Source organism: Nitrospirillum karajorum (assembly GCF_036348415.1).
Taxonomy (GTDB): Bacteria; Pseudomonadota; Alphaproteobacteria; order Azospirillales; family Azospirillaceae; genus Nitrospirillum; species Nitrospirillum amazonense_B.
Map to the genome: position 1 here is coordinate 1 of NZ_JAZBQB010000004.1, position 22,165 is coordinate 22,165.

A 22,165-nucleotide genomic window follows, 5' to 3' on the forward strand; every position below is an offset into this window, starting at 1 on the left:
GCAGTGGAGTAGGAAGCGCTGGGGCGCTTCCCCTCCCCGAACCGTACGTGCACCTTTCAGCGCATACGGCTCTCCCTTCAACCTTGGCCCAGGGCCAAGGCGACATCATGATAGCGGGAGGTGACGGTGTTTCGGAGTTCGTCCCTGAAGATGTAGGGATTTCGCTCCGGGTTCCGCCACCGGAACTGCGCCTTCTGGCTGGAGACCAGTCGACGCAACGCCTTGCCGACGGGATTTCCCCGATTGCTTCGGCCATAGACCAGCCAAGTCTTCGCCTGGCCGGTGGCTGGAGCTTGGTACCATTTCCGCATCAATGGCTTGATGCGGGAGCGATATTTCCGCGCCAGCCAGTGCGCCATTTTCCAGAACACGACGGTGTCGATGCGCCGGAATGTGCGCGCCGTGAAGTCGGTGAACTTGTAGAACGCGGCCCATCCCACCAGTTCGCGGTTCAGGCTGTCGATCATGTCCACCGCGGCAACATCATGATTGCCGGAGAGGGCCTCGACCAGACGACGGGCGAAGGTCTTGGCTTTCTCCTTGGGTATGGTGGTGACCACGGACATACCCCCGTTCGACCCCCGCTTGCGAATGATCCGGTGCCCGAGGAAGACGAACCCGTCGTCGACGTGGGTGACATGGGTTTTGCCCATATTCAACGTCAGCTTCAGGCGACCTTCCAGGAAGGCCCGGCATTCCTCGCGGATGGCTTCGGCCTGCGCCCTTGTCCCTTTGACGATGACGACGAAGTCATCGGCATAGCGGCAGTAGGCGACAGCGGGCTTCCATTGCCGGTTCTCCCGAACCGCGATGGGGCGCCCTTGCTGGATGCCGAAGTTCCAGGCCCAGCGGTCCTTGCGGGCTTTCGCGCTCAGGTATTTCGCCTCCAGCCACTCATCAAACTCATGGAGCATGATGTTGGACAGGAGCGGCGACAACACGCCGCCTTGCGGAACCCCTTCGCTCGACGCCACGAACAGGCCACGGTCAACGTGGCCCGCCTTCAGGAGCCGCCAGAGCAGATCGGTGAACCGATCATCCCGGATGCGCCGCCGGACGCAGTGAAGCAGAAGCCGGTGGTGAACCGTGTCGAAGTAGCTCGCCAGATCGCCTTCGACGATCCAGCGGCCCCTCGTTCCCACGTCCCCATCCTGCAACTGGAGCTTCACGGTCCGGACGGCGTGATGCACGCTGCGTTCGGGTCTGAAGCCGTAGGAGAGGCGATGGAAGTCGCTTTCCCAGATCGGCTCCATGGCCATCAGCATCGCGCGTTGGACGATGCGGTCCCTCAGGGTCGGGATACCCAGTGGTCGCGTCTTGCCGTTGGCTTTGGGGATATAGAGTCGCTTGACCGGCTGTGGACGGTAGTCCCCCGACAGCAGGTCCGTTCGCAGGCTGGCCAGGTGTTCCGCCAGTTCAGCCTGCATCCACCGCTTGTCCATTCCGTCAATGCCCGGTGTCTTGGCGCCACTCGACGCCAGGACGATCCGGGCGGCTTCGGCAAGCCATTCCCGATCAGCCACGAGCCGGAGGAGGCGATCGAACCGGCGGTTCGGGTCGCTCTCGGCCCATGTCGCGAGCTTGTGCTGCATTTCGCTGATTATCAAAGGTCTTCACCTCGTTGGGTCAGGTAGTTTGCGCGCCAAGCCGGTTGAACTGTCCTCCTTCGCCATGTGACAGGCTTTCCCTGTCGCGGACTACTACGAGGACTCCGCCAGCGTGATGGGCATCGGGGCCAACTCCCTTGGCATTCCATCACGCCTTCCCTCGTTCATATGCTGGACGTTCACGCGCTGGGGAGGTTGCCGGTCGCAGTCCTTGTCCTTGCGTCCCGCAAGTCGACACCGACCCATGGTCTGGCTGCGTTCTCCCCATGGTCCCCTCGGGGCGCCTTACATCTGTGCCCGAGTTCGGATGCCGCCGGCTTACGTGTCCGACGTCACCATCGGTATTCCGCCTGTTAAGCCGTGTAGGCGAAGGCGACATTTCAGCCCTCGGATGCGGTTTAACCGGTTCGTGTTCCTCGACCTTCCAGCACTTCAGCCTCGGGGACCATCTCGGCGTAACGGCTTCGCCTCAATCCCCTTTTCCTGCGGGCTACGTCACCCTGCCAGTTGACGGCAGGTCACCGCCGCTTGGGCTCAGGCCCCCTCACAGCAGAGGGCAGGGCGTTCGTTCAATTCCTCCTTTCTCCTTGGCATTCCAGTCATATGCACCCCGGACCATCCGGGACGAGGCGCACTGAACGTGATGTCGGTCACCCAGACCTGATTGGGCGCGGCGGGGGCGAAGTCGCGGTCCAGGCGGTTGGGAGCGATGGGCAAGTCATGCTTGCTGTCGGTGGTGCACACCCGGAACGGTTTGGACTTCTTGGCCTTGATACCGTGGCGGTGCATCAGTTGCTCAACGCGGCCCCAGCTGACGGCGTGGCCTTCGGCTCGCAGGGTGGCGTGGATGCGCGGCACGCCGTACCGTCCCCAATGGTGATCATGAATGCGACGAATATCCGCCAGTGGATGTTGGTTAGCTATCGCACGGTTACTTTCCGGCCGCTGCCGCCAAGCGTAATATCCAGACGGCGACACGTTCAAGGCTGAGCAAAGCATCCAGACCGGGTAGTCATGTTGGCAATCTTCGATGATCTGGAACCCCATTTCAGGGGCTCCGAGAGATGGAGAGCGTTTTTTCCAGAATCTCCCGTTCCATTCTCAAGCGTTCATTCTCGCGGCGCAGCCGAGCAATCTCAGCAGCCGGATCGGCAACGGCCTGGGCAGGCACCGCCTGCTGTTTGGGGAGCTGCGGCGCCTGCCCAAGCCGACCCACACGACGGCGCCAATTCCGCAGCATTGATGGCTGGATGCCCAGCTCCCGGGCAATGTGCTCCAGCGGTCGGCCGCTGCTCTCAAGCAGCGCCACGGCCTCTTGTTTGAATTCATCCGTGAACGAACGGCGGGCTGTCATCATGGGAAACTTCCTGGCTCGTCGCCGAGCTTAGCGAAGGTGTCCACCAATTCGGAGAAGGCTCAGTTCAATGCACCTCCTATCCGCTGACCGTCATCGGGCAATTCAGGCAAGCCTGGCCGTTGTGCCGGGAAACGGATGATGAAGCCGGCACAAAACTCTCCGGTTGTGTCGGATTGCGCCAAAAGCCATAACAATGTTAACGCTGGGACCGCGGATAATCGGTGACATTGGGTGGTTCTTCGGGCATCCGCTCTTCCGAAGATGATATTGAGGCATTTGATGGTTGATCATGGCCCTGACGTGTCCGGCGTTCCCGACTCACTCTCCGTCGGCGGTCTCGAGGCCATGATTAACGGCTCTGACCAGGCGTATCGTGACGCCGCAGGGATCAAGCACGTCAGCCAATTGGCGCCGAGGGGCAGTTATTCACGCCGGCCCATGGCGCTGATGGACACCTTTCACATCAGCCCGCAAGTGGTGGAAAATTTTAAATACAACACGTCCATATCTGAGCAATTTTACTCAGAGGTAAACGCCACGATATTGGCCGATGCCTATGTTTCCGGGCAAGGAACCGTAGTCACGCGCAATGGCTTGCTGGTTCAAGAAAGCGCGCTTGAATACCTGGCGCACAATCAGGTGCCGGATGGCTTTCAGCGTGATCAGACTGGACAAGGATTCACTTTCGCAGCCCAACCCGACACTATAATAGAAGAAGCTTGTATTCTGGTGAAACGGCCTTGGCATCGGAATTATGGCCATTGGCTGGTTGATAGCGCGACTATCCTGGCCTACTTTGCGGAACAGATTATCACCACCCCCCTAACCGTCGTCATCGGCGCCAACGAGAGCCCGCTTCAGCGGAATATCGTCTGGGAAACGATTGATAAAATCTGTCCCGGCGCCCGCGTCATCGAAATGCCGGACACGGCCACCTGGCGGTTCGCCAATCTGCTCTATGTCACACCCCTGCACCGCCCCCCCATGGTTAAATGGCCTCCAGCGATGGCGAAGCTGAAGGCCGCCTTCGTAGAACAGGGAACACAGGTGGTCCAAGGGCAGCGCCTTTACCTATCGCGGGCGGATGCCGACACACGCAGACTCGCCAACGAAGACGAACTGAGCGGGCTGTTGGACCAGCATGGCTTTAAAACGGTTTTCACCAACGGCATGTCCCTGGCGGACCAGGCACACCTGTTCAGTTCCGCTGAAGTGGTCATGGGTGTCAAAGGGGCGGCGCTGACCAACCTCCTCTTCTGCGCCCCTGAAGCCACCGCGATCTGCCTATCGCCTGGCGACTTCGTTGATCCATTCTTCTGGGATATCGCCGGACAGATGGGGATGGCATACGCCGAAGTCTTCGGCCGGGTCGTTACCAATAGCTCCATGGGACGCAATGATTTTCTTATTGGAGTCGAACGCTTGAAGAATGCGCTTTCTGCGATTCTAGGGTAATATTCTTGTAAATAAGCATAACACATCAGTTCAACCTGCTGCCCTGGCGCTGGACACCCAAGGCGACAGCAACGCCCGCCGTGGCTGCCTGGCGGTGAAGGTCACAACAAGGTCCATCACGTCCAGACCATCACCCGCGTTGCCCAGTTGCTCGGCGAGGACGAGGACTGGCTATGGGACGTCGCTTCCGAAATGGGCCAGGAAGACGGATTGATCTGGGTCTACGGCCCAGGCGAAGAGACCGTCATGGCCTTCACCGACTTCGGCATCGAAACGCTTAACGACCTGGTCCAGATCCACAAGGACAATCCCGGACTGCTCAAGCGATGGATCGCGCCCGAATAGCCAGTCGCCTGTGAAGAATGGCCCTGATTGGCTCAATTGGAGCTGATCAGGGCCATTTTGCTTTGAGTTTGGAGAGCCAGGAAGAGGGCACGCCAAAGGTATTTGAGCCACCTGACGAGGAGGTGGAAGTTGAAGCCGGCGGCGGCGAGGATTGCGTTGATGCGATCGCCGCTGCGACCCTTGAGTAAGCGTCCGGCCTGGTCCGTTATGATGGGGGCGTGACAGCCGCCACCCAGGGCATCAGTTCGGTGATGCGGTTGATCGGGTGGCCATCGGCGATCCTGGCCAGCGCGTCACGAAGATAGGCCTCCGGATCGAGGCCGTTGAGCTTGGCGGTCTCGATCAGGGTGTAGAGGCTGGCCGCGCGCTCCCCCCCGGTGTCGCTACCCGCGAAGGTCCAGTTTTTCCGGCCCAGGGCGATGGCACGCAGGCTGTTTTCGGCGCGATTGTTGTCGGCCTCCAGACGACCGTCGTCGAGGAAGCGGGTCAGGGCCGCCCGGCGCTTAAGGATGTAGCGGAAGGCTTCGGCCAGGGCCGACTTGCCGGACAGCCGGGTGGCGGCGGATTGAGCCCAGGTGAAGAACTCATCCAGCAGCGGTCTGGTGCGAACGCGCAGGGCACGCCGCTCCTCGGCGGGCTTGCCCCGGGCTGCAGCCTCGATGGCGTAGACGACAGCGATGCGGTCCAACGCCTCCTTGGCCACCGGCGACTTCGTGGCCTGCCACACGTCGAACACCTTGCGGCGGCTGTGGGCCCAGCAAGCGACCTCGATGATTGGCCCGGGCTTGGTCCGGCCGGGCTCGTACAACTCCTCGAACCCGGCATAGCCGTCGGCCTGCAGGAAGCCGGTGTAGCCCTTCAGGTGGTCACGCGGCCGCTCGCCCTTGCGGTCGGGGCTGTAGAAGTAGGCGGCGGCCGGAGGGGCCGTTCCCTGGAAGGGCCGGTCGTCCCGGACATAAACCCAGAGCCGCCCGGTCCTGGTCTTGCCGTTACCCGGCGCCAGCACCGGGACGGGCGTGTCGTCACCGTGGATCTTGTCGGCGGCGAAGACATGGGCGCGGATGCCGTCGACGACGGGCGCCAGCAGCCAGGCGGCCTGGCCAACCCAGTCGGCCAGGGTGGAGCGGTCCAGGTCGACGCCATCGCGGGCGTAGATGGCGCTCTGTCGATACAGTGGCAGGTGGTCGCCATACTTGGCCACCAGCACGTGGGCCAACAGCGCCGGGCTGGGCCGTCCACGGGGGATGGGCAGGTTCGGCGCCGCCGCCTGGCTGATGTGGTCACACCGCTGGCAGGCGTACTTGGGCCGGACATGGCGCAGCACCTGGAAGCGGCCAGGCACATAGTCCAGCACTTCCGTCACGTCCTCGGTAAGCGCCGTTTTACCCCCACGTCGTCCGATATCCCATGACGTGCGATGATCGGGCCTGTCGAAGGAGGCCCGGTTGGATCGTTTGCCCATTAATTTGCCAATCAATGAGCCCACGCCGTATTCGGCGGATGTGCTGGACGGGCCTGAGCGTCGGCGTCGCTCGAGTGCGGAGGAGAAGGCGCGGATCGTGGCGGAGAGTTTGGAGCCGGACGCGGTGGCGAGCACTGTCGCGCGGCGTCACGGAATGCATCGGAACCAGTTGTATGCGTGGCGCCGGGAACTTCGCGGCGGGGAGAAGGCGGCTGGCATCACGTTCGCGCCCGTGGTCGCGGAAGGGATGGCGGCACCAAGGGGTCCGGGCATCGAGATCACCTATGCGGGCGCCGTGATCCGCGTGGGCGGCGATACCGACCCGGCCCTGCTGGCGCGGGTGCTGCGCACGCTGAAGCGGCTGGGATGATCATCCCCCCGTCCGGCATCCGGGTTCTGGTGGCGACGCGGCCGGTGGACTTCCGGCGCGGTGCCGACGGCCTGGCGGCGCTGGTGCAGGAGGTGCTGGCGCAGGACCCGTTCTCAGGGACGGTCTTCGTGTTCCGCTCCAAGCGCGCGGACAGGCTGAAGCTGCTGGTCTGGGATGGCACCGGGCTGGTGTTGGTGTGGAAGCGTCTGGAGGCCGACAGCTTCCGCTGGCCGCCGATCACCGACGGGGTGATGCGGCTGTCGGGCGCCCAGATGGAGGCACTGTTGGCCGGGCTGGACTGGAGCCGGCTGCATGTCCCGCGACAGGGGCGCCCGAAGGTTGCGGGATAGCCCGACCGTTGGGCATATGATGCCAAGTGGCTGATTCCGTGCTATAAATGCTCCTGCCATGCGGATCGATCCCGACACCCTTCCGGCCGATGTCGAGGCCTTACGCGCCCAGGTTCTGGCGCTGGCGGAGACATTGGAGGCTGAGCGGGCGGAGCGCCGGCGGGTTGAGGACCTGAACGACCGGTTACGCCACCTCATCCACCAACTGCAGCGCATGCAGTTCGGCTCGCGGTCGGAACGGCTGGATGCCGACCAGCTCAACTTGGCGCTGGAGGACGTCGAGCAGGCCCGGGCTGAGACCGAGGCCGTGGCGGAGAAGGATGATCCCGCGCTGAAGCGGCGGCGAACCGGTGAGCGCCGCAAGGCACGCGGGGTGCTGCCGCCGCACCTGCCGCGCGTCGAGGTGGTGGTGGCGCCAGAGAACACGGCCTGCCCCTGCTGCCAGGGGACCATGCATGTGATCGGCGAGGATCGGTCGGAGCGGTTGGATATCGTGCCGGCGCGCTACCAGGTGATCGTGACCCGCCGGCCCCGTTATGGCTGCCGCGCCTGTTCAGGCGCCGTGGTCCAAGCCCCGGCACCTGCCCGGCTGATCGAGGGCGGCTTGCCGACCGAGCGGCTGGTGGCGGCCGTGCTGGTCGCCAAATACGCCGATCACGTTCCGCTCTACCGGCAGGCCCAGGGCTTCGCCCGGCAGGGCATCGTGATTGATCGCTCGACGCTGGCCTTCTGGGTGGGTTATGCCGCCGCCGAGTTGACGCCGGTATGGCGGCTGATGCGCGCCGACCTGTTGCGCTCCGGCAAGCTGTTCGTTGACGAGACCAAGGCGCCGGTGCTCGATCCGGGCCGGGGCCGGACCAAGAGCGGCTACTTCTGGGCGCTGGCGCGGGATGACCGGCCCTGGCGGGGCGGCGATCCGCCGGCGGTGGTCTATCACTACGCCCTCGGCCGGAGCGCCAAGCATGCCGCCGGCGTGCTCGATGGGTTCACCGGCATCATCCAGACCGACGGCTATACCGTCTACAAGACGGTGGCGGGCCGCGCCGGCATCGGGATCGCGCATTGCTGGGCGCATCTGCGGCGGGACTTCTTCGACGTCACCAAGACGGGACCGGCACCCATCGCCGAGGAGGCGTTGCAGCGGATCGCCCGGCTTTATGCCATCGAAGCGGAGATACGGGGCAGCCCGGCAGCGGACCGGCGGTCCGCCCGCCAGGCCCGGAGCCGGCCGCTGGTCGAGGACCTCAAGCGATGGCTGGAGCAGCAGCTCGGCCGTGTGTCCGCCAAATCGACGACGGCCGAGGCGATCCGCTACGCGCTCAACCAATGGACCGGGCTCGTCCGCTTCCTGGACGACGGGCGGATAGAAATTGATTCCAACACGGTGGAACGGAGCATCAGGCCCTTGGTCCTCACTCGCAAGAACGCGCTCTTCGCCGGTCACGACCGGGGAGCGGAGAACTGGGCGGTGATCGCCTCGCTGATCGAAACCTGCAAGCTGCAGGGCGTGAACCCGGAGCCCTATCTGGCCGACGTGCTGACCCGGCTGGTCGACGGATGGCCCAACGCGCGGCTGGCCGAACTCACGCCGTGGGCCTGGGCCGAGGCGCAGGCCACTGCGGTGAGGGCCGCGGCATGACCATCGCCTCCTCATCCACCGCCTGGCTGAGCCTCCTCGCCTCGCCGGCGGCACCGAAAAGCGCGCTGTCGCCGCTGGCGCTGGAGGGCTATCTGACCGGCGTCGTGGTGGCGCCCGACCTGATCCCGCCCAGCCGTTGGATCGCCGCCCTCTGGGGCGATGAGGAGCCGGTCTTCGACAACGACGCCGACCTCCATGCGGTGCTCGGCACGCTGATGACCCGTTACAACAGCCTCCTGAGCGAAATCGACGCCGGCCTTGAACGGCTGGAAACGGAGCGGGTCTGCGACTATCGCCCGGCCTTCCTGGACGCTGGCGAAAAGCCCACCCACCAGGCCGTCCGGGAATGGGTCTCCGGTTTCTGGCGGGCCATGGCCATGGCGCCCGAAGGCTGGACCGCCTTTGCTGGGGATGAACGGCTGGAGGCGGTCATCACCCCCTTCGTCGGCTTCATCGACCTCGACGACGGCGCCTTCGTCCCCGCCGAGGACATCGACGAACGCCTCGATGAGGCCGCCGGACAAATCCCCCGCGCCATCCTCGTCCTGCACAAGATCGCCAAGATCAGGGCCGCACGCCCACCCGCAAAGCCAGCGCCCAGCCGCCAGACCAAGGTCGGCCGCAACGACCCATGCCCCTGCGGATCAGGCAAGAAATACAAGCGCTGCTGCGGCGCAAACTGAGCCGTCAACCGTTACGCCGGTGGGGCACACGCACCGCTTACTCTTCAGCTTCTCGATCTCCAGCCGCGTCAGCCGGACGGCGGCCTTGGCGGCCCGCAACTCCGCCTGGCAGGCCAGGGCGAAGGCGCGCAGCGCGTCCGGGTCGGACGGAAGATCGGCAGTGTCGAGTGACATGGCCCATCTTACCAAACGCCCGCCCAACCTACCAGAATCCAAGCGGAATCAAGGCCTCACAGCAAGCTGGGCGCCACCGTCGCCTCCGGCACCACGGTGCGCCGCCAGTCGATGCCTTCGATCAGCAGTGCCAGTTGCGCCGGGCTCAGCACCAGCCCGCCGTCCACGATAGGCGGCCACACAAAGCGGCCCTTCTCCAGTCGCTTGGCTAACAGGCACAAGCCAGAGCCGTCCCAGTACAGTGCCTTCAGGTAGTCGCCCCGCTTGCCCCGGAGCAGGAACAGATGGCCGCTGAACGGGTCGGCCCTCAGCACCTGCTGCACCTTGGCCGCCAGGCCGTCGAAGCCGTTGCGCAGGTCAACCGGACGGCAGGCCAGGTGGACCTTGGTGCCGGGCGCCACGCTGATCAAAGTGCTGCCTTCAAGGCCCGCACCACCCGCGACAGCGCCTTCTCGTTGACGGACGTGTCCACCCGCAGCCGCACGCCGCTGGGAAGCTCGACCTCGATCAGGCCCGAACGACTCCGTTCCCAAGGAACCACCGCCTCCGCTTCAGGCGGCGGGCTCTCTGCGTCCGCGACAGTCCCCAACGCCAGGAACTCCACCGGCGCCTCAGACCGAAACACCGCCGCTGCCTTCTGCGCCGCCCGCCAGTTGTAGATCAGGCTGCGGGGAAGGCCGTATCGCTCCGCCACCACCGGCACTTTGCCGCCCGCCGCGTCAACTTCGGCCAGCAACGCCGCCTTCTCTTCCGTCGTTCAGCGCCGCCGACGCGCCAGCAGTGTCGCCCCCGCCACGTTCCCTCTTTCTGGACCCCTCCAGAAGGAATCTCGACGGCCAAGCTTCCGCAGCCATCGTCAAAGGCGCAACACGGCCAAGGCCGGACGCTTACACTATGACGACATCGTCGACCACTGCTGCCACGCATGGAACAAACTCGTCGAACAGCCTTACCGCATCATGTCCATTGGACTTCGACGCTGGGCACATGGGTCGTAATTAACGCTCGTTGGTATAAGTAGTATGGCCTCTTCATATTACGATCGTCGGGCCGTACCCATGCCTCATAGCGCGCTCCCCATGTACTGAAAAAAATTCAGACTGCATCTCCTTGGGCAGCATTTTCTCAAAGTAGCCTGGGCGCTGTTGCCAATTAAATTTGCCATCTTTAGGACTCGATGCATTGGCGGCAAAAAGAGAAGATGTTACAATGTCATCTGAAGACCAGGGGAGGCACCGCTTTAAAGTTGAAAGCGCGACCAAGGGATTACGACACAAATCTTCATACCTTATTAAAAAAACATTATCGTGTTTATTAGACAGATCGGTCCAATTTTCAGCAGATTCAAACCAACTACCAGCCTCCACAAAGGTTGGATCTATAGTTCCATGAAGCATGAACGAAGAGAAGAAATACTTGAGATTTCTGCTTCTTTTAAGATTCTGAACGGTATCGATATCGATGTACATTCTATCTTGGAATCCAGATTTCTCGATGTAAGCGTAGTTCAAATGAGACAAAAACACGTCCAGGGGATGGCGTAAAATATAAATATAAATATCTGTATTTATGTCTTCCCCCTTAATGGCGTAAACTGGACTCTTCCCATGTGACTTGTAGAGCGACCAGTCTTCATCATTGATACGAAAAATTCTTCGATCGTTGTACGATTCGGTATGAATGTCAGGAGCATCAACTCTGACGTCAAAATCTCCTGCCCCTCCGGCCAACCTAAGCATTTCGTGAACGATCTTGCGAAGCCAGTTACTTCCAGATCTTGGGAATGAGTAAATCCCTAAAGTTCCCATTTCGGATCCATATCTTTTGCTTGGCTAACTAGAGTAGGTAAGGCTGGAGTGCCAAGTGTGAGGTTAAATCGCTGAAATCGTGTATGATTCTAGCGCAGAAACAGTTCACCACGGATCAATTGAGTTCACGCCCGCCATGGAGAGAAGAGTACCCGACTTGTCACCGGTTGCCGGCAGGTCCACACCTCGAAGAGCCCCGCTTGAGGGTGAGTTTCTGATAAAATCGGTTCGTCCTGTGTCGCTGATGTCAGGAGACCCGCGCGGAACGGCACCCAGAGCAAGTCCAATCCGGGGCTAAACAGCCGACGGTGGATACCAATCCCAGTGTGACAATTTGTCCAAAGTAGACGCGCCCAGCCCAACGTAATCCGAATCCGTTAGATCGAATTCACAGCTAACTAAGCCTTCGGTTCCGAATCTACGCACAACGTGACGTAGATCGCCAAAGGACTTTAATGGCCATTTCTGCTCAAAACCGAATGCGCTGTAAACTAACTGACAGGAGAGATTTTGATTTAGAATGGAAGCCTTCAGCCGCCCACATTCCGAAGCCGTACCATCCGCCTTCCAGCCACACACTATTTCATATCCAAATTTAGAAGCCGCTTGTTCCAATATAATATCAACAGCTTTTTCCTTCAGATCATTCATTACACCAGAGCGGATAAACGCCTCAACATTCTTCCGAAAATCAGGATATCGTAGATCAATTATATCTTCATTCTCTGGTACTGTGGTATGCGCTCCACTCACAAGCCCCGCAGCAAGATTTGAACCTCTTCCACGATGATAAACAAACACACCAGTACTTAACGTTACTCTATAGCCTTTTTTTAAGCTTCTCAGGCTCCAATCCGTCTCCTCACAATAGCCACGACCAAAAATTGGATCCATAACGCCAACATCTCTTACGACGTCAACGGGCATCATTATACAGAACGAAATCCCAGCCGGAACATCCAGAACTTGCCCACCGTACTTTCTGGACAGCGCATCTGAAACAAAGTTTACGGTATCCGCGTTTGCAAGATACCGATCTGGATCAACGTTCGGCAAGCTATAAATCGAAACATTATTCGACCAAGCGGTCACAGACCCAACATTGTCCTGTCTACAAGCCTCAACCATACACGTAATCAAATTGCGAGGGAATATTACATCAGAATTATTAATTGTAACAAAATCATAATTCCCTCGAACAGCCACCATAAGACCGAGAGAAACATTCCTCGGAATTCCGAGATTCCTCGGAGCAAGATAATACAAAGCACCGACGTTATCACAAAAGGCCTTCAATTCCTCGCTCCATCCGGCCTCTGGACTCGCGTCGTCAAGTACAAGAACATCTACTGACGCAGCAGTTTTATCCATCGACACAGCGCTCTCTATTGCCCTGGGGACAAAACTCCTGCCATTGTATACTGTGATAACGTGTAGAACTTTAGGCTTCATTGTGCACACTCCCGTTCAGGTAACAACTAACGCCATCCAGCGCGGGCTGGCATGTCAAGGACCTCAAAATAGGCGTCCACCGTCTTTTTCGCGGTAGCCTTCCAAGACAGACGCTCCACTGACTTCATTATCGTCGCAATGCTTTTTTGTGCCGCGTCACGTGAAGTCAGCAGAGTTACCGCCTGCGCGGCGAGTTCGTCAACTCGAAAGGACCCGCAAGTCACCGTGTCTGGTAGTAATTCACGAAGAGGTCCAAAAGATACAAACAACGTCGGAACCCCCATACAAGCTGCCTCAAATGGCCCTTGTCCAAACCCTTCGGCTGATGTCAAGTACATCGCCAAAGATGCGTGCTTAAGAAGCCAATTTCGTTCAAGGGATTCAACTTCTGGAAGAACAATTAAACTATCACAAGGCGTTTTACTTGAGATCAGTGCCTCTTCAACCCTCGATGAACCAAATGGCACTGTTGCTCCTACCAAAACTAAGCCAATATCAAACCCCATTCGACGAAGTTCAGCCCAAACCCTTATCGTAAAATCCCTGTTCTTATGAGCATAAGTAGCTCCTATTGCGACGAGAAACCGCCGCCCGGTCCAGCCACGCTCAGCAATTACCCGTGGAACACGAACCGGCTGATCTGGGGAACGAGCATCTCCACCATTCTCAACAACAAAAATACGATCTCTTTCTATTGGCATTCTCTCTTCTTGTATTACGGATACTACATCGTTACTAATGCTAAAAATGGCATCAGCTCGTGAAGCCTGAAGGCGAAAATTCGATCGGTAATCGTCCCATTTCTGCCAATTTGGGAAGTAAGACGCATTCCGATAGGCAATTAAATCCTGAATGGTTATTACAATCCTTTTTGAAATAGAGGACCATCTTTGCCAAGGAATTGGTTCGCTAGGTTGATATGGGCGGTGAATAATATCAACATAGTCAGCGTCAGGAAATTCCAATCCATTGCTTTTGACTAAAATCAGCTTATCGAGATTCCTCAGTTCCTGCGCATAAGACGGCAACCGGTCAGGTTGTGGGACAGCAAGAAAGAGACGTTGAACAACTGGTAGCGTACAAAGCTCTTTGCAGAGCTGCAAAATAACAAGTTGCGTGCCCATCTCCTTTGGCCCAAGCGCCGACCCATCTATGAGGATTCGAAGACCATTAGTTTGGGCCCTGGCAACATCTAGAGCCTGAGCAAGAACCGAATCACTGCGCTGCATCTCAATGTCATAACAAATGGGATAAAATGGATGCCTGCGATTAAGCGCATCGCGCCGCACAGTCATACGCTCATTTTCTCTTACCATAAAGTTCGGCGGCCATACTCGGAACACAAATGTATAGGGATCTAAATAGTTTACTAATCCGCGTCTTCCCGATCTTAATGAAATATCCTCCAATAGAAATTCTACGTCCCTACCGGAGCTATCTCCATCCTCGGAACATAGATTCCAGGCATTTGTGGACAAAACAACAACCGGACCTTGTGCAACGGGGATGGGAACTCCTCTTCGCTGGCCGATAGAGTGACGAGCGCGCAGATGATACGTCAAAGTGGTTTGATCGTAACCATCCGGCGCGAGTGGGTGAGGGGTATTTCTATAGGGAAAACTCAAAAATCCGCCAGCGTTTGAAAGAAACGACACACTTGCCACCCTCGGATCATTCTTGATCCAATAAGCAGCGTTCGTCAAAAACGAATTTGGTAGCACAGTGGGTGACAGTAAGAAAGCAACGCCAAGCAAATCCATATCCCAAATCTCGGAAAGTCCTACATTGAAGCTTTCGGGTGGAATTAGCTTAACATCCTTTAAGCTTCCAAAATGGGATAGCAGAAATTCACGGTCAGTATTGTGTGCAAAAGCAATAAAAATGACACCCGTTGACCCGCTTCCCGAAATTGACCTTACGCACTCAATCCAATCTCGCGGAGATTCTTCAATCCAGATAAAGAAACCAATTGTAGAACTCAAGTCGTTTTCTACACCACTCGTCGCAATATCAGTACTATGAATCTGTTCCATGATCAAATCACTTTCTCTTCAGTCAACCACTCACGCACCATGGACATGCCGCTCTCAAAGCCAACCGAAGCGGTAATACCCAGCCCCTCTTGCAGCGCACTTACATCTGCGACAGCCCACCGAACGTCGCCGTCACGAAATTTACCGGTAATTACAGGTTCTGGGGCTCCATAGAGGGACGAGATAGATTTCGCGGCGTATACTATCGAATTCGCGACGCCAGTGCCAACGTCAATGCATCTTCTTCCAACGGCGGGTTTCACGTATGCTGCTTCGATGGCTTTGACTACGTCCCCAATGAAGATGAAATCGCGTCCGATCATTCCATCTTCGTAAACCTCGATGACGTTGCCCTTTGCAGCGATTTGGTGGAAAAAAGTGATGATACCAGTGTATGGGTTGATTGGTGATTGTCCAGGTCCGTAGACGTTCTGTAGACGAAATATCGAGAGCGGAACGTTCTTTGCGGCACTCCATGCTTGCAGGATGTGCTCTTGAGCTAACTTAGTAGCTCCGTAGATACTCGCTGGGTTAGGAAATACATGTCCCGCTCTGTGAGGAACAGGCTCAGCTCTAAGGCCATGTTCGTCAATGACATCCCAATGCCCTTTTGATAACTGATCGTGAGAGCGCAGATTCTGGATAGAACATTACACCGGCATTGGACCGCCAAGCTCCCTCCCCATACACCGCTCTACTGGAAGCCAAAATTATATGATCAGGAATAATTGATGCATCTGAGAGTGCATCTAGCATTACAGTGGTTCCAAACACATTGACACCAGCGTGCCTAGCACTCTCTCCAAGAGATTGTCCAGTGCCCGTTTCTGCAGCCAAATGAATCAACGTGCCGATTTCATATCGAGCAAAAACATCTCGCCAGGCGTTGCGATCTCTAATATCCATCACAACTAGTTCGACTGATGGGTGTAAATCCTTTGGCCGTTGTGAAGAACGGTGGACCTGTGGATGCATACTATCGATTGCGACAATATTTTTTGACCTTAGACTAAGTTGGTGAGAAAGCGCCGTGCCAATGAAACCAGCGCCGCCTGTGATTACTGTAAAACGTGACATATTTCACCCCGCAGGTTTTTTAATATAATACAGCAACATTTCAACCTTCTCGTCTAGTGATGCGTGTTATATGCGTTGTCTTTCCGACCTGGTCGCGTACTTTACCAAATATTTCAAGGTCGTACCGGGATTCCGACATTTCTGTGCGGTCTATACAAAAGAAAAATCCCGTCATAAGGAGAGATGATGAATGAAAATGAGAAGCTACATCTGCACGCTCAGAGGGAGTAGCCATACGGGTGAGTACCGAGGCCTCCCCGACCAGTCGAACACCAATGAGCTCAAATGATTCCATCTTCTGTTCCGAATACGCCCAGCCCCTAATAACAATATCCTCTGATCCTGAAATTATGATCTCGGACTCAGAATGATCGTTCAATGCTCGACCAGAAATCTCCTCAATGTAACACACTGCAGCCAGATCGTCTCGAATTTTATCTTCTAAGTTTCCAACCATAGAATTATTAGAAGATTCATCGGAATTTACAGATAAAAACTGAGTTTCGCTTTCGGCGCCATCTCCAAAACCGACTACTAAGTGCTGGGATTCGGCGCCTGTTGAGCCGCCAACACGGGAGCGAGCAAATTCAAGACGCGTCGACAACTCATCACGCTTTGTCCGTTCCTCTACAAGAATGGAAGTATGCTGAGAAATGGCGGTTGCCAGTTCAACCACTCGCAAATTAGCGCTATATTGATCTGAAAGTGTCATTTCGGCCAAAATAGAGTCGATATCTGGTAGCATTTTTCCTCTTTACCTTTCTAATTCAACGAAAGCCTCAAAAGATAATACCACGAGCAGCTTAACCCTGAGTTTTCGGTGATATCAATATGTTGTACGTGGTGGACTTGATGTGACAAGCGCAGACGAGCCAGTGCCTTGTCGATTACCTCGCCGCCGGCCGGCGGATCATCCTTGGTCCCGGTGGGGGATTTGGGTCTCGGCGGCCTCCTTGACCATGCCGAACAGCAAGGCCTGGCCGGGATCGACCATAGCCAGGCGCAGCTTGGCGCAACAGCAACCAGGCGCTCTTGCGAGATCCCAGCCCCAGTTGCCGGCCTATCTGCTGGGCCGACGGCCGCTGGTGTGCGTGGCCACGGATAGGCCGCCCAGAACCACATGGACAGCGGCAATTTGGAACCGTGCATTACCATCCCTGCCGCAACCGAAGTTTGTCATTGACATTGGCGGCACTTATAGGTCCAGGCATTGGTGCTCAGTCTCCACGCCCGACCGCGCACGCAGCCAGGACAACAGAACCCGTCCAGCCACTGCGCCGCCACTAACCAGGCCGTGCACGCCGCCTCGTCGGCGAACCGATGCTGAAACTCCGGGATAGAGCGGGGAAAGTCGAGTGTGGCGGGACCTCTCGGCACTTATCTGTCCGCCATATGTTCTATCATGCCACGCCACTCCAAGCGCCAGATATTGATGCTCAAGAGCCTCAGGGACAAGCCGCCACTACATAAGCCTATTTATCTCAAATTCCAACTCAGAACATTGACGTTTATAAAGCGAGATGTCCGCCTTAACAGAAGCAAGCCTCGCCACAAGCTCCTTTACGAGCTTGTTAGTTGTCTCAAACTCTTGGAGAGATGCCGCTAGAGCAGCCCGTTCCTCGGCTCCAATACGTTTGGTCAAATCAGATTTATCTAGGTTTGCGAGTTTACTCGAGGGGACTTTTAACGGAGCCATGTTTGCACCATCCACTTCCGATTCTGCGCATTTATTAGCATATCCAAGCGGCGAGTGCACCTAAGTTCCTGAGAGTCCGGCCCGGAATCAGACAGGTATTTTGAGGGTGAACTGAACCGCCCCGAGTTTGCCGGAGGCTCTACCCATATGAGAGGATGGAGCTATGGACGAGCATCGCAAACAGAAGTCGTTTTCGCCTGAGCTGCGGGAACGTGCGGTCCGTATGGTACAGGACCATCGGGGCGACTACGCATCGGAATGGGCAGCGATCGTGTCGATCGCCGGCAAGATCGGCTGCACGCCGGAGACGCTTCGTCGATGGCTGCGGCAGTCTGCCGGAGCTGTCACGGCACCAGACGGCATGAGCGCCGAGATGCGCGAGCGGCTGAAGGCCCTGGAGCGGGAGAACCGGGAGCTGCGGCAGGCCAATGAGATTCTACGCAAGGCATCGGCGTATTTTGCCCAGGCGGAGCTCGACCGCCGGTTCAAGCCATGATCCGGTTCATCGCTGATCACCGGGACGTTTATGGCGTCGAGCCGATCTGCAAGGTGCTGCCGATCGCGCCATCCACCTATCACCGGCATGCGTCGCGGCGTTCCAACCCGGACCGCCTGCCGGCGCGGGCCAGGCGGGACGCGCGGTTGAAGGTCGCGATACGGCGGGTGTTCGACGAGAACTTCGCCGTCTATGGCGTGCGCAAGGTCTGGCACCAGTTCAAGCGGGAAGGCCACGCCGTCGCGCGCTGCACGGTCGCCCGGCTGATGCGGGGCATGGGTTTGCGGGGCGTGATCCGGGGCAAGCCGGTGAAGACGACGGTGAGCGACATGGCGGCGCCCTGTCCGCTGGACCACGTCAACGTATGGCCCGCCCCGTCCACAGGTGGTTTGACGATCGCGCCTTGATCAGTCTGCTTCAACTGAGCTGGTCCCAGGAAAGTGGACATGTCGTTAAGCTCGGGTTTTGCTCTCTGCCAACGGAGAGAGGACAGCAGGACCATGAGCAAGTCGACACGACGGAATCACAGCGCCGCGTTCAAGGCCAAGGTGGCGCTGGAGGCGCTTCGGGGGGAGCAGACGGTGCCGGAGATCGCGGCGAAGCACGGCGTTCATCACACGCTGGTGAACGAATGGAAGCGGGCGCTGACGGCCGGAGCGTCCTCGGTGTTCGAGCGGGGGACGGAGCGTTCGACCAAGGAGGCGGAAGGGCTGACGGACGAGTTGTACAAGCAGATCGGCCAGCAGAAGGTGCAGATTGATTTTTTGTCTCGCGCGCTCGGCAAATGAGCCGGGCGGAGAAGCGGGCGATGATCCGTCCCGGGCACCCCGCCCTGTCGGTGGCGCGGCAATGCGCGCTGATCGGTCTCAACCGGTCCAGCTTTTATTACAGGCCGGTCAACGACAATGCGTCGGATCTGGCGCTGATGGAGCTGATCGACCGGCAGTTCCTGGAGACCCCCTGCTATGGTTCACGGCGAATGACGGCGGTGCTGCGCCGGGCGGGTCATGCCGTCAACCGGAAGCGGGTGCGGCGGTGATGGGGGTGATGGGCTTGCAGGTGATCTGGCAGAAGCCGAACACCAGTAAGCGGCACCCGGCGCACAAGCTGTATCCCTACCTGCTGCGGGACCTGGTGATCGACCGGCCGAACCAGGTGTGGGCCACCGATATCACGTTCATCCCCATGCCGCGGGGGTTCCTGTATCTGGTGGTGATCATGGACTGGTTCAGCCGTAAGGTCCTGTCTTGGCGGCTGTCGAACACGATGGAGGTGGACTTCTGCATCGAGGCGCTGGAGGAAGCCCTGGGCCGCTATGGGAAGCCGGAGATATTCAACAGCGACCAGGGCAGCCAATTCACCAGCACGGGCTTCACCGGCGTGCTGACCGGCGCGGGCGTGAAGATCAGCATGGATGGTAAGGGGCGGTGCATCGACAACGTCTTTGTTGAGCGGCTTTGGCGCAGCCTGAAATACGAGGACGTCTATCTGCGAGCCTATGACACCGGGTCGGCGGCCCGAGCCGGTATCGGTACCTGGCTGGCCGCCTACAACACCCAACGACCGCATCAGGGGCTGGCTTATCAGACCCCCGATGAGGTCTATTTCCGCCGCCCAGTGTGGACGGGGCTCGCCCCGTCCACACTGGCTGTGGCAGCTTGAGTAACCAGCAGTGCGCAATCCGAGCTTAACGAACGGTCAAACCTGTCCAGCCAAGGGGGGCCAGCTCACTCGGCAACTACCTGGCGTTTGAACGCGATGCTGTAAACTCGGTGCTTCGCCATGACCCCACTCCTGCAAGGCCCGACATCACCGTCAATCTTTTATACCCGCTGTGTCCACCCCAAGGGGCGCACTCCAAGTGGCGCCCGAATTTTCCCCAGTTTCGCTGACCGGCCAGGTCCCGGGGGGCATGCCCCCCGGGACCTCGCGGCCACTGGTCACCCAGACTGTCCTCGCAGGCGCGAGGGAGGGGACTGGTGGTCACACTTGGGGAACTTGTCATGATCCTGGAACTCGCCCGTGAAGGGCTGACCGTCTCCGCCATCGCCCGGCAGACCGGCCTGGACCGTAAGACCGTCCGTCGCTACATCGCCCAGGGGCTGGAGCCGCCCCGCTATACGCCCCGGGCGCCCAAGCCCACGGTGGTCGGGCCCTATGAAGCCTACCTGCGCCAGCGGGTAATCGCGGTACCCGGGCTGAGCGCCCGCCGTCTGCTGCGGGAGATCCAAGCCCTGGGCTATCCCGGCGGCTACACGGTGGTAAAGGATTACCTGCGCACCGTGCGCCCGGCGGCGGCCAAGGGCTATGAGCAGCGGTTCGAGACGCCGCCGGGGCATCAGGCCCAGGTGGACTTCGCCCACTTCAAGGCCAGATTCACCGACGAGCCCGGCGTGGAACGGGTGGTGTGGCTGTTCTCCCTGGTGCTGGGCCACAGCCGCATGCTCTGGGCGCGCTTCGTCGCCCGCCAGGACTTGGCCACCGTGCTGAGGTGCCATATCGCCGCCTTCGAGGCCCTGGGCGGCGTGCCCGCCCGCATCCTCTACGACCGCATGAAGGCCGCCGTGCTGGGCGAAGCGGCGGGGGATGACGGCGCCGATGGCGGCATCGTCTACAATGCCCGCCTGCTGGACCTAGCCACCCATTACGGCTTCCTGCCTAAGGCCTGCAAACCCTATCGCGCTAAGACCAAGGGCAAAGTCGAGCGGCCCTTCCGCTACATCCGCCAGGACTTCTTCCTGGGACGTACCTTCCGCAACCTCGACGACCTGAACGGCCAACTGCGCCAATGGCTGGACCAGGTCGCCAATATCCGCCGCCACGCCACCACCCTGCGCATCGTCGTCGAGCACTACGCCGAGGAACGGTCCCACCTCAAGCCCGTCCCCGCAATCCCCTATGCCACCGTGCTGTCCCTGGAACGCCGCATCACCAAGGACGGCATGGCGTCCGTCGGCGGCAACCTCTATTCCGTCCCCGACAGCACCCGGCGCCGCGCCGTCGAAGTGCACCTCACCGCCGACCAGGTCCTCATCCTGGAGGAAGGCCGCCGGATCGCCGTCCACCCTGTGCTGGAAGGGCGTGGGCGCCGACACCTGATCGCCGGGCACCGCGTCCTACCGCCACCCGTCAACAGCACGACACCCCGGCAAAGTGCTCCCCAGGCGCCACCATTACGGCGGCCCGGCGAGATCGTCACGCCGCGCGACCTGGCGATTTACGACGCCATCGGCCGCCACCTCGCCCAGCGCGAGGTCACGCCATGAGCGCCACCCTCGACAGCATTCGCCGCCACTTGGTGGGCCTGAAGATGCCGCGCGCCCTGGAAACGCTGGACCACGTCCTGCGCCAGGCCGAGCGCGGCACCCTCACCACCCTGGAGGCCATCGACGCCCTGCTCGGCGAGGAACTGGCGCTGCGAGAAGCACGCCGTGTCAAGGCAGCCCTCCAGATGGGCCGTCTGCTCACCGTCAAGACGTTGGCGGGCTTCGACTTCGCCTTCCAGCCTTCCCTCGACAGGGATCGCATCCTGGCCCTGGCCCAACTGGACTTCATCGACCGGCACGAAGTCCTCCATCTCCTGGGCCAACCCGGATGTGGCAAGACCCACCTCGCCACGGCCCTGGGCGTCGAGGCCGTCAAGGCGGGACGCTCCGTCTACTTCATCACCCTGGCCGACCTCATCGCTTCCCTGGCCAAGGCCGAACGCGAAGGCACCTTGCGGGAACGCTTGCGCTTCCTCTGCCGCCCCCAACTCCTCATCGTCGATGAGATCGGCTACCTGCCCGTCGTGCCCGGCGGCGGCAACCTCTTCTTCCAGCTCGTCAACGCCCGATACGAAAAGGGCGCCATGGTCCTCACCTCGAACCGCGGCTTCGCCGAGTGGGGCGACGTCTTCGGCGACACCGTCGTCGCCACGGCGCTCCTCGATCGCCTTCTCCACCACGCCATCGTCGTACAGATCGAGGGCGCCAGCTACAGGCTACGCCAGCATGCCGACCTCATCCCGGAAAACGTCCGGCGAAGACCCGACACCGCTCCGCTCCAAGCCATCCGAAAACGTGGAAGACCGCCGAAAGTGAGGCCCGCCGACACCCACCCAATCAATTAACCAAACAAACCATCTGGGGATTTTTAAGTCGCCACTTCTGGGGAAAATCA

The 22,165-nt window shown here is 59.2% G+C and carries 20 protein-coding genes, 5 pseudogenes and 1 other annotated feature; of the genes and pseudogenes, 10 read left to right on the forward strand and 15 right to left on the reverse strand.

From position 1 onward, the window contains the following. Positions 1-77 precede the first annotated feature (77 nt). The 3 genes from ltrA to UCD39_RS25825 form a co-directional block, all read right to left on the reverse strand. Complete coding sequence (gene ltrA, locus UCD39_RS25815) at positions 78-1,592, reverse strand: group II intron reverse transcriptase/maturase (protein WP_442943709.1); 1,515 nt, start codon at positions 1,590-1,592, stop codon at positions 78-80. 549 nt (positions 1,593-2,141) lie between these two features. Next, the gene (locus tag UCD39_RS25820; protein WP_330498522.1) at positions 2,142-2,654 is read right to left on the reverse strand and encodes an IS3 family transposase; all 513 of its coding nucleotides are present in this window, start codon (positions 2,652-2,654) and stop codon (positions 2,142-2,144) included. 1 nt (position 2,655) lies between these two features. After that, entirely contained in the window at positions 2,656-2,964 is a 309-nt protein-coding gene (locus UCD39_RS25825; protein WP_330498523.1) for a transposase, read from the reverse strand. Positions 2,965-3,243: 279 nt separating this feature from the next. Here UCD39_RS25825 and UCD39_RS25830 point away from each other — a divergent pair, with 279 nt between their 5' ends. Together UCD39_RS25830 and UCD39_RS25835 are read left to right on the forward strand one after the other, a co-directional pair. Beyond that, complete coding sequence (locus UCD39_RS25830; protein ID WP_330498524.1) at positions 3,244-4,419, forward strand: glycosyltransferase family 61 protein; 1,176 nt, start codon at positions 3,244-3,246, stop codon at positions 4,417-4,419. Positions 4,420-4,566: 147 nt separating this feature from the next. Continuing rightward, on the forward strand, positions 4,567-4,764 hold the full coding sequence (locus UCD39_RS25835) for a hypothetical protein (RefSeq protein ID WP_330498525.1): 198 nt from the start codon (positions 4,567-4,569) through the stop codon (positions 4,762-4,764). A gap of 32 nt (positions 4,765-4,796) precedes the next feature. Here the strand turns inward: UCD39_RS25835 and UCD39_RS28620 are convergent. Beyond that, a pseudogene (locus UCD39_RS28620) lies at positions 4,797-4,949 on the reverse strand (IS5/IS1182 family transposase); the annotation flags it as partial. Between the two features lie 20 nt (positions 4,950-4,969). Further along, positions 4,970-6,139 (reverse strand): annotated as a pseudogene (tnpC, locus tag UCD39_RS25845) (IS66 family transposase); the annotation flags it as partial. Positions 6,140-6,209: 70 nt separating this feature from the next. On the opposite strand from tnpC (UCD39_RS25845), the gene tnpA reads away from it, so the two are divergent. From tnpA to UCD39_RS25865, 4 genes are read left to right on the forward strand one after another with little or no spacing between them, the layout of a single operon-like run. Beyond that, a complete protein-coding gene (tnpA, locus tag UCD39_RS25850; protein WP_442943710.1) occupies positions 6,210-6,596 on the forward strand; it encodes an IS66-like element accessory protein TnpA in 387 nt (128 codons plus the stop codon). Beyond that, on the forward strand, positions 6,593-6,946 hold the full coding sequence (tnpB, locus tag UCD39_RS25855) for an IS66 family insertion sequence element accessory protein TnpB (RefSeq protein WP_330498527.1): 354 nt from the start codon (positions 6,593-6,595) through the stop codon (positions 6,944-6,946). The genes tnpA and tnpB (UCD39_RS25855) overlap by 4 nt, the downstream gene beginning before the upstream one ends. Positions 6,947-7,004: 58 nt before the next feature. Continuing rightward, entirely contained in the window at positions 7,005-8,585 is a 1,581-nt protein-coding gene (gene tnpC / locus UCD39_RS25860; RefSeq protein WP_330498528.1) for an IS66 family transposase, read from the forward strand. After that, a complete protein-coding gene (locus UCD39_RS25865; RefSeq protein ID WP_330498529.1) occupies positions 8,582-9,268 on the forward strand; it encodes a YecA/YgfB family protein in 687 nt (228 codons plus the stop codon). The genes tnpC (UCD39_RS25860) and UCD39_RS25865 overlap by 4 nt, the downstream gene beginning before the upstream one ends. Here UCD39_RS25865 and UCD39_RS25870 read toward each other — a convergent pair. The 10 genes and pseudogenes from UCD39_RS25870 to UCD39_RS25910 form a co-directional block, all read right to left on the reverse strand. Next, on the reverse strand, positions 9,230-9,442 hold the full coding sequence (locus tag UCD39_RS25870; RefSeq protein WP_330498530.1) for a hypothetical protein: 213 nt from the start codon (positions 9,440-9,442) through the stop codon (positions 9,230-9,232). The two genes, UCD39_RS25865 and UCD39_RS25870, sit on opposite strands and share 39 nt — an antisense overlap. 56 nt (positions 9,443-9,498) lie before the next feature. Continuing rightward, on the reverse strand, positions 9,499-9,843 hold the full coding sequence (gene tnpB, locus UCD39_RS25875; protein WP_442943727.1) for an IS66 family insertion sequence element accessory protein TnpB: 345 nt from the start codon (positions 9,841-9,843) through the stop codon (positions 9,499-9,501). Positions 9,844-9,848: 5 nt separating this feature from the next. Beyond that, positions 9,849-10,178, reverse strand: a complete 330-nt coding sequence (locus UCD39_RS25880) for a hypothetical protein (RefSeq protein ID WP_330498532.1) — start codon at positions 10,176-10,178, stop codon at positions 9,849-9,851. A gap of 295 nt (positions 10,179-10,473) precedes the next feature. Continuing rightward, the gene (locus UCD39_RS25885) at positions 10,474-11,250 is read right to left on the reverse strand and encodes a sulfotransferase domain-containing protein (protein ID WP_330498533.1); all 777 of its coding nucleotides are present in this window, start codon (positions 11,248-11,250) and stop codon (positions 10,474-10,476) included. Between the two features lie 294 nt (positions 11,251-11,544). After that, positions 11,545-12,702 (reverse strand): glycosyltransferase family 2 protein, encoded by a 1,158-nt coding sequence (locus tag UCD39_RS25890; RefSeq protein ID WP_330498534.1) that lies wholly within the window; start codon positions 12,700-12,702, stop codon positions 11,545-11,547. Positions 12,703-12,728: 26 nt separating this feature from the next. After that, a complete protein-coding gene (locus UCD39_RS25895; protein ID WP_330498535.1) occupies positions 12,729-14,735 on the reverse strand; it encodes a glycosyltransferase in 2,007 nt (668 codons plus the stop codon). Between the two features lie 2 nt (positions 14,736-14,737). Next, a complete protein-coding gene (locus tag UCD39_RS25900; RefSeq protein ID WP_330498946.1) occupies positions 14,738-15,379 on the reverse strand; it encodes an NAD-dependent epimerase/dehydratase family protein in 642 nt (213 codons plus the stop codon). After that, positions 15,324-15,812 carry an NAD-dependent epimerase/dehydratase family protein gene (locus UCD39_RS28625; protein WP_442943711.1) on the reverse strand — a complete coding sequence of 163 codons (489 nt, stop codon included), beginning with the start codon at positions 15,810-15,812 and terminating at the stop codon, positions 15,324-15,326. Before UCD39_RS28625 ends, UCD39_RS25900 begins: the two co-directional genes overlap by 56 nt. A gap of 40 nt (positions 15,813-15,852) precedes the next feature. After that, the gene (locus tag UCD39_RS25905; RefSeq protein ID WP_330498536.1) at positions 15,853-16,557 is read right to left on the reverse strand and encodes a hypothetical protein; all 705 of its coding nucleotides are present in this window, start codon (positions 16,555-16,557) and stop codon (positions 15,853-15,855) included. A gap of 146 nt (positions 16,558-16,703) precedes the next feature. Next, positions 16,704-17,189 (reverse strand): annotated as a pseudogene (locus UCD39_RS25910) (IS1595 family transposase); the annotation flags it as partial. Positions 17,190-17,671: 482 nt separating this feature from the next. Here UCD39_RS25910 and UCD39_RS25915 point away from each other — a divergent pair. The 4 genes and pseudogenes from UCD39_RS25915 to istB form a co-directional block, all read left to right on the forward strand. Next, positions 17,672-18,366 (forward strand): annotated as a pseudogene (locus tag UCD39_RS25915) (IS3 family transposase); the annotation flags it as partial. Beyond that, positions 17,959-18,075: a sequence feature (AL1L pseudoknot), on the forward strand. (Overlaps the previous pseudogene by 117 nt.) 138 nt (positions 18,367-18,504) lie before the next feature. Beyond that, a pseudogene (locus tag UCD39_RS25920) lies at positions 18,505-19,666 on the forward strand (IS3 family transposase). Between the two features lie 317 nt (positions 19,667-19,983). Beyond that, positions 19,984-21,270 (forward strand): IS21 family transposase, encoded by a 1,287-nt coding sequence (gene istA / locus UCD39_RS25925; RefSeq protein WP_330498537.1) that lies wholly within the window; start codon positions 19,984-19,986, stop codon positions 21,268-21,270. Then, positions 21,267-22,115, forward strand: coding sequence for an IS21-like element helper ATPase IstB (gene istB, locus UCD39_RS25930; protein WP_330498538.1), 849 nt, complete (start codon positions 21,267-21,269; stop codon positions 22,113-22,115). Before istA ends, istB begins: the two co-directional genes overlap by 4 nt. Positions 22,116-22,165: the final 50 nt, after the last annotated feature.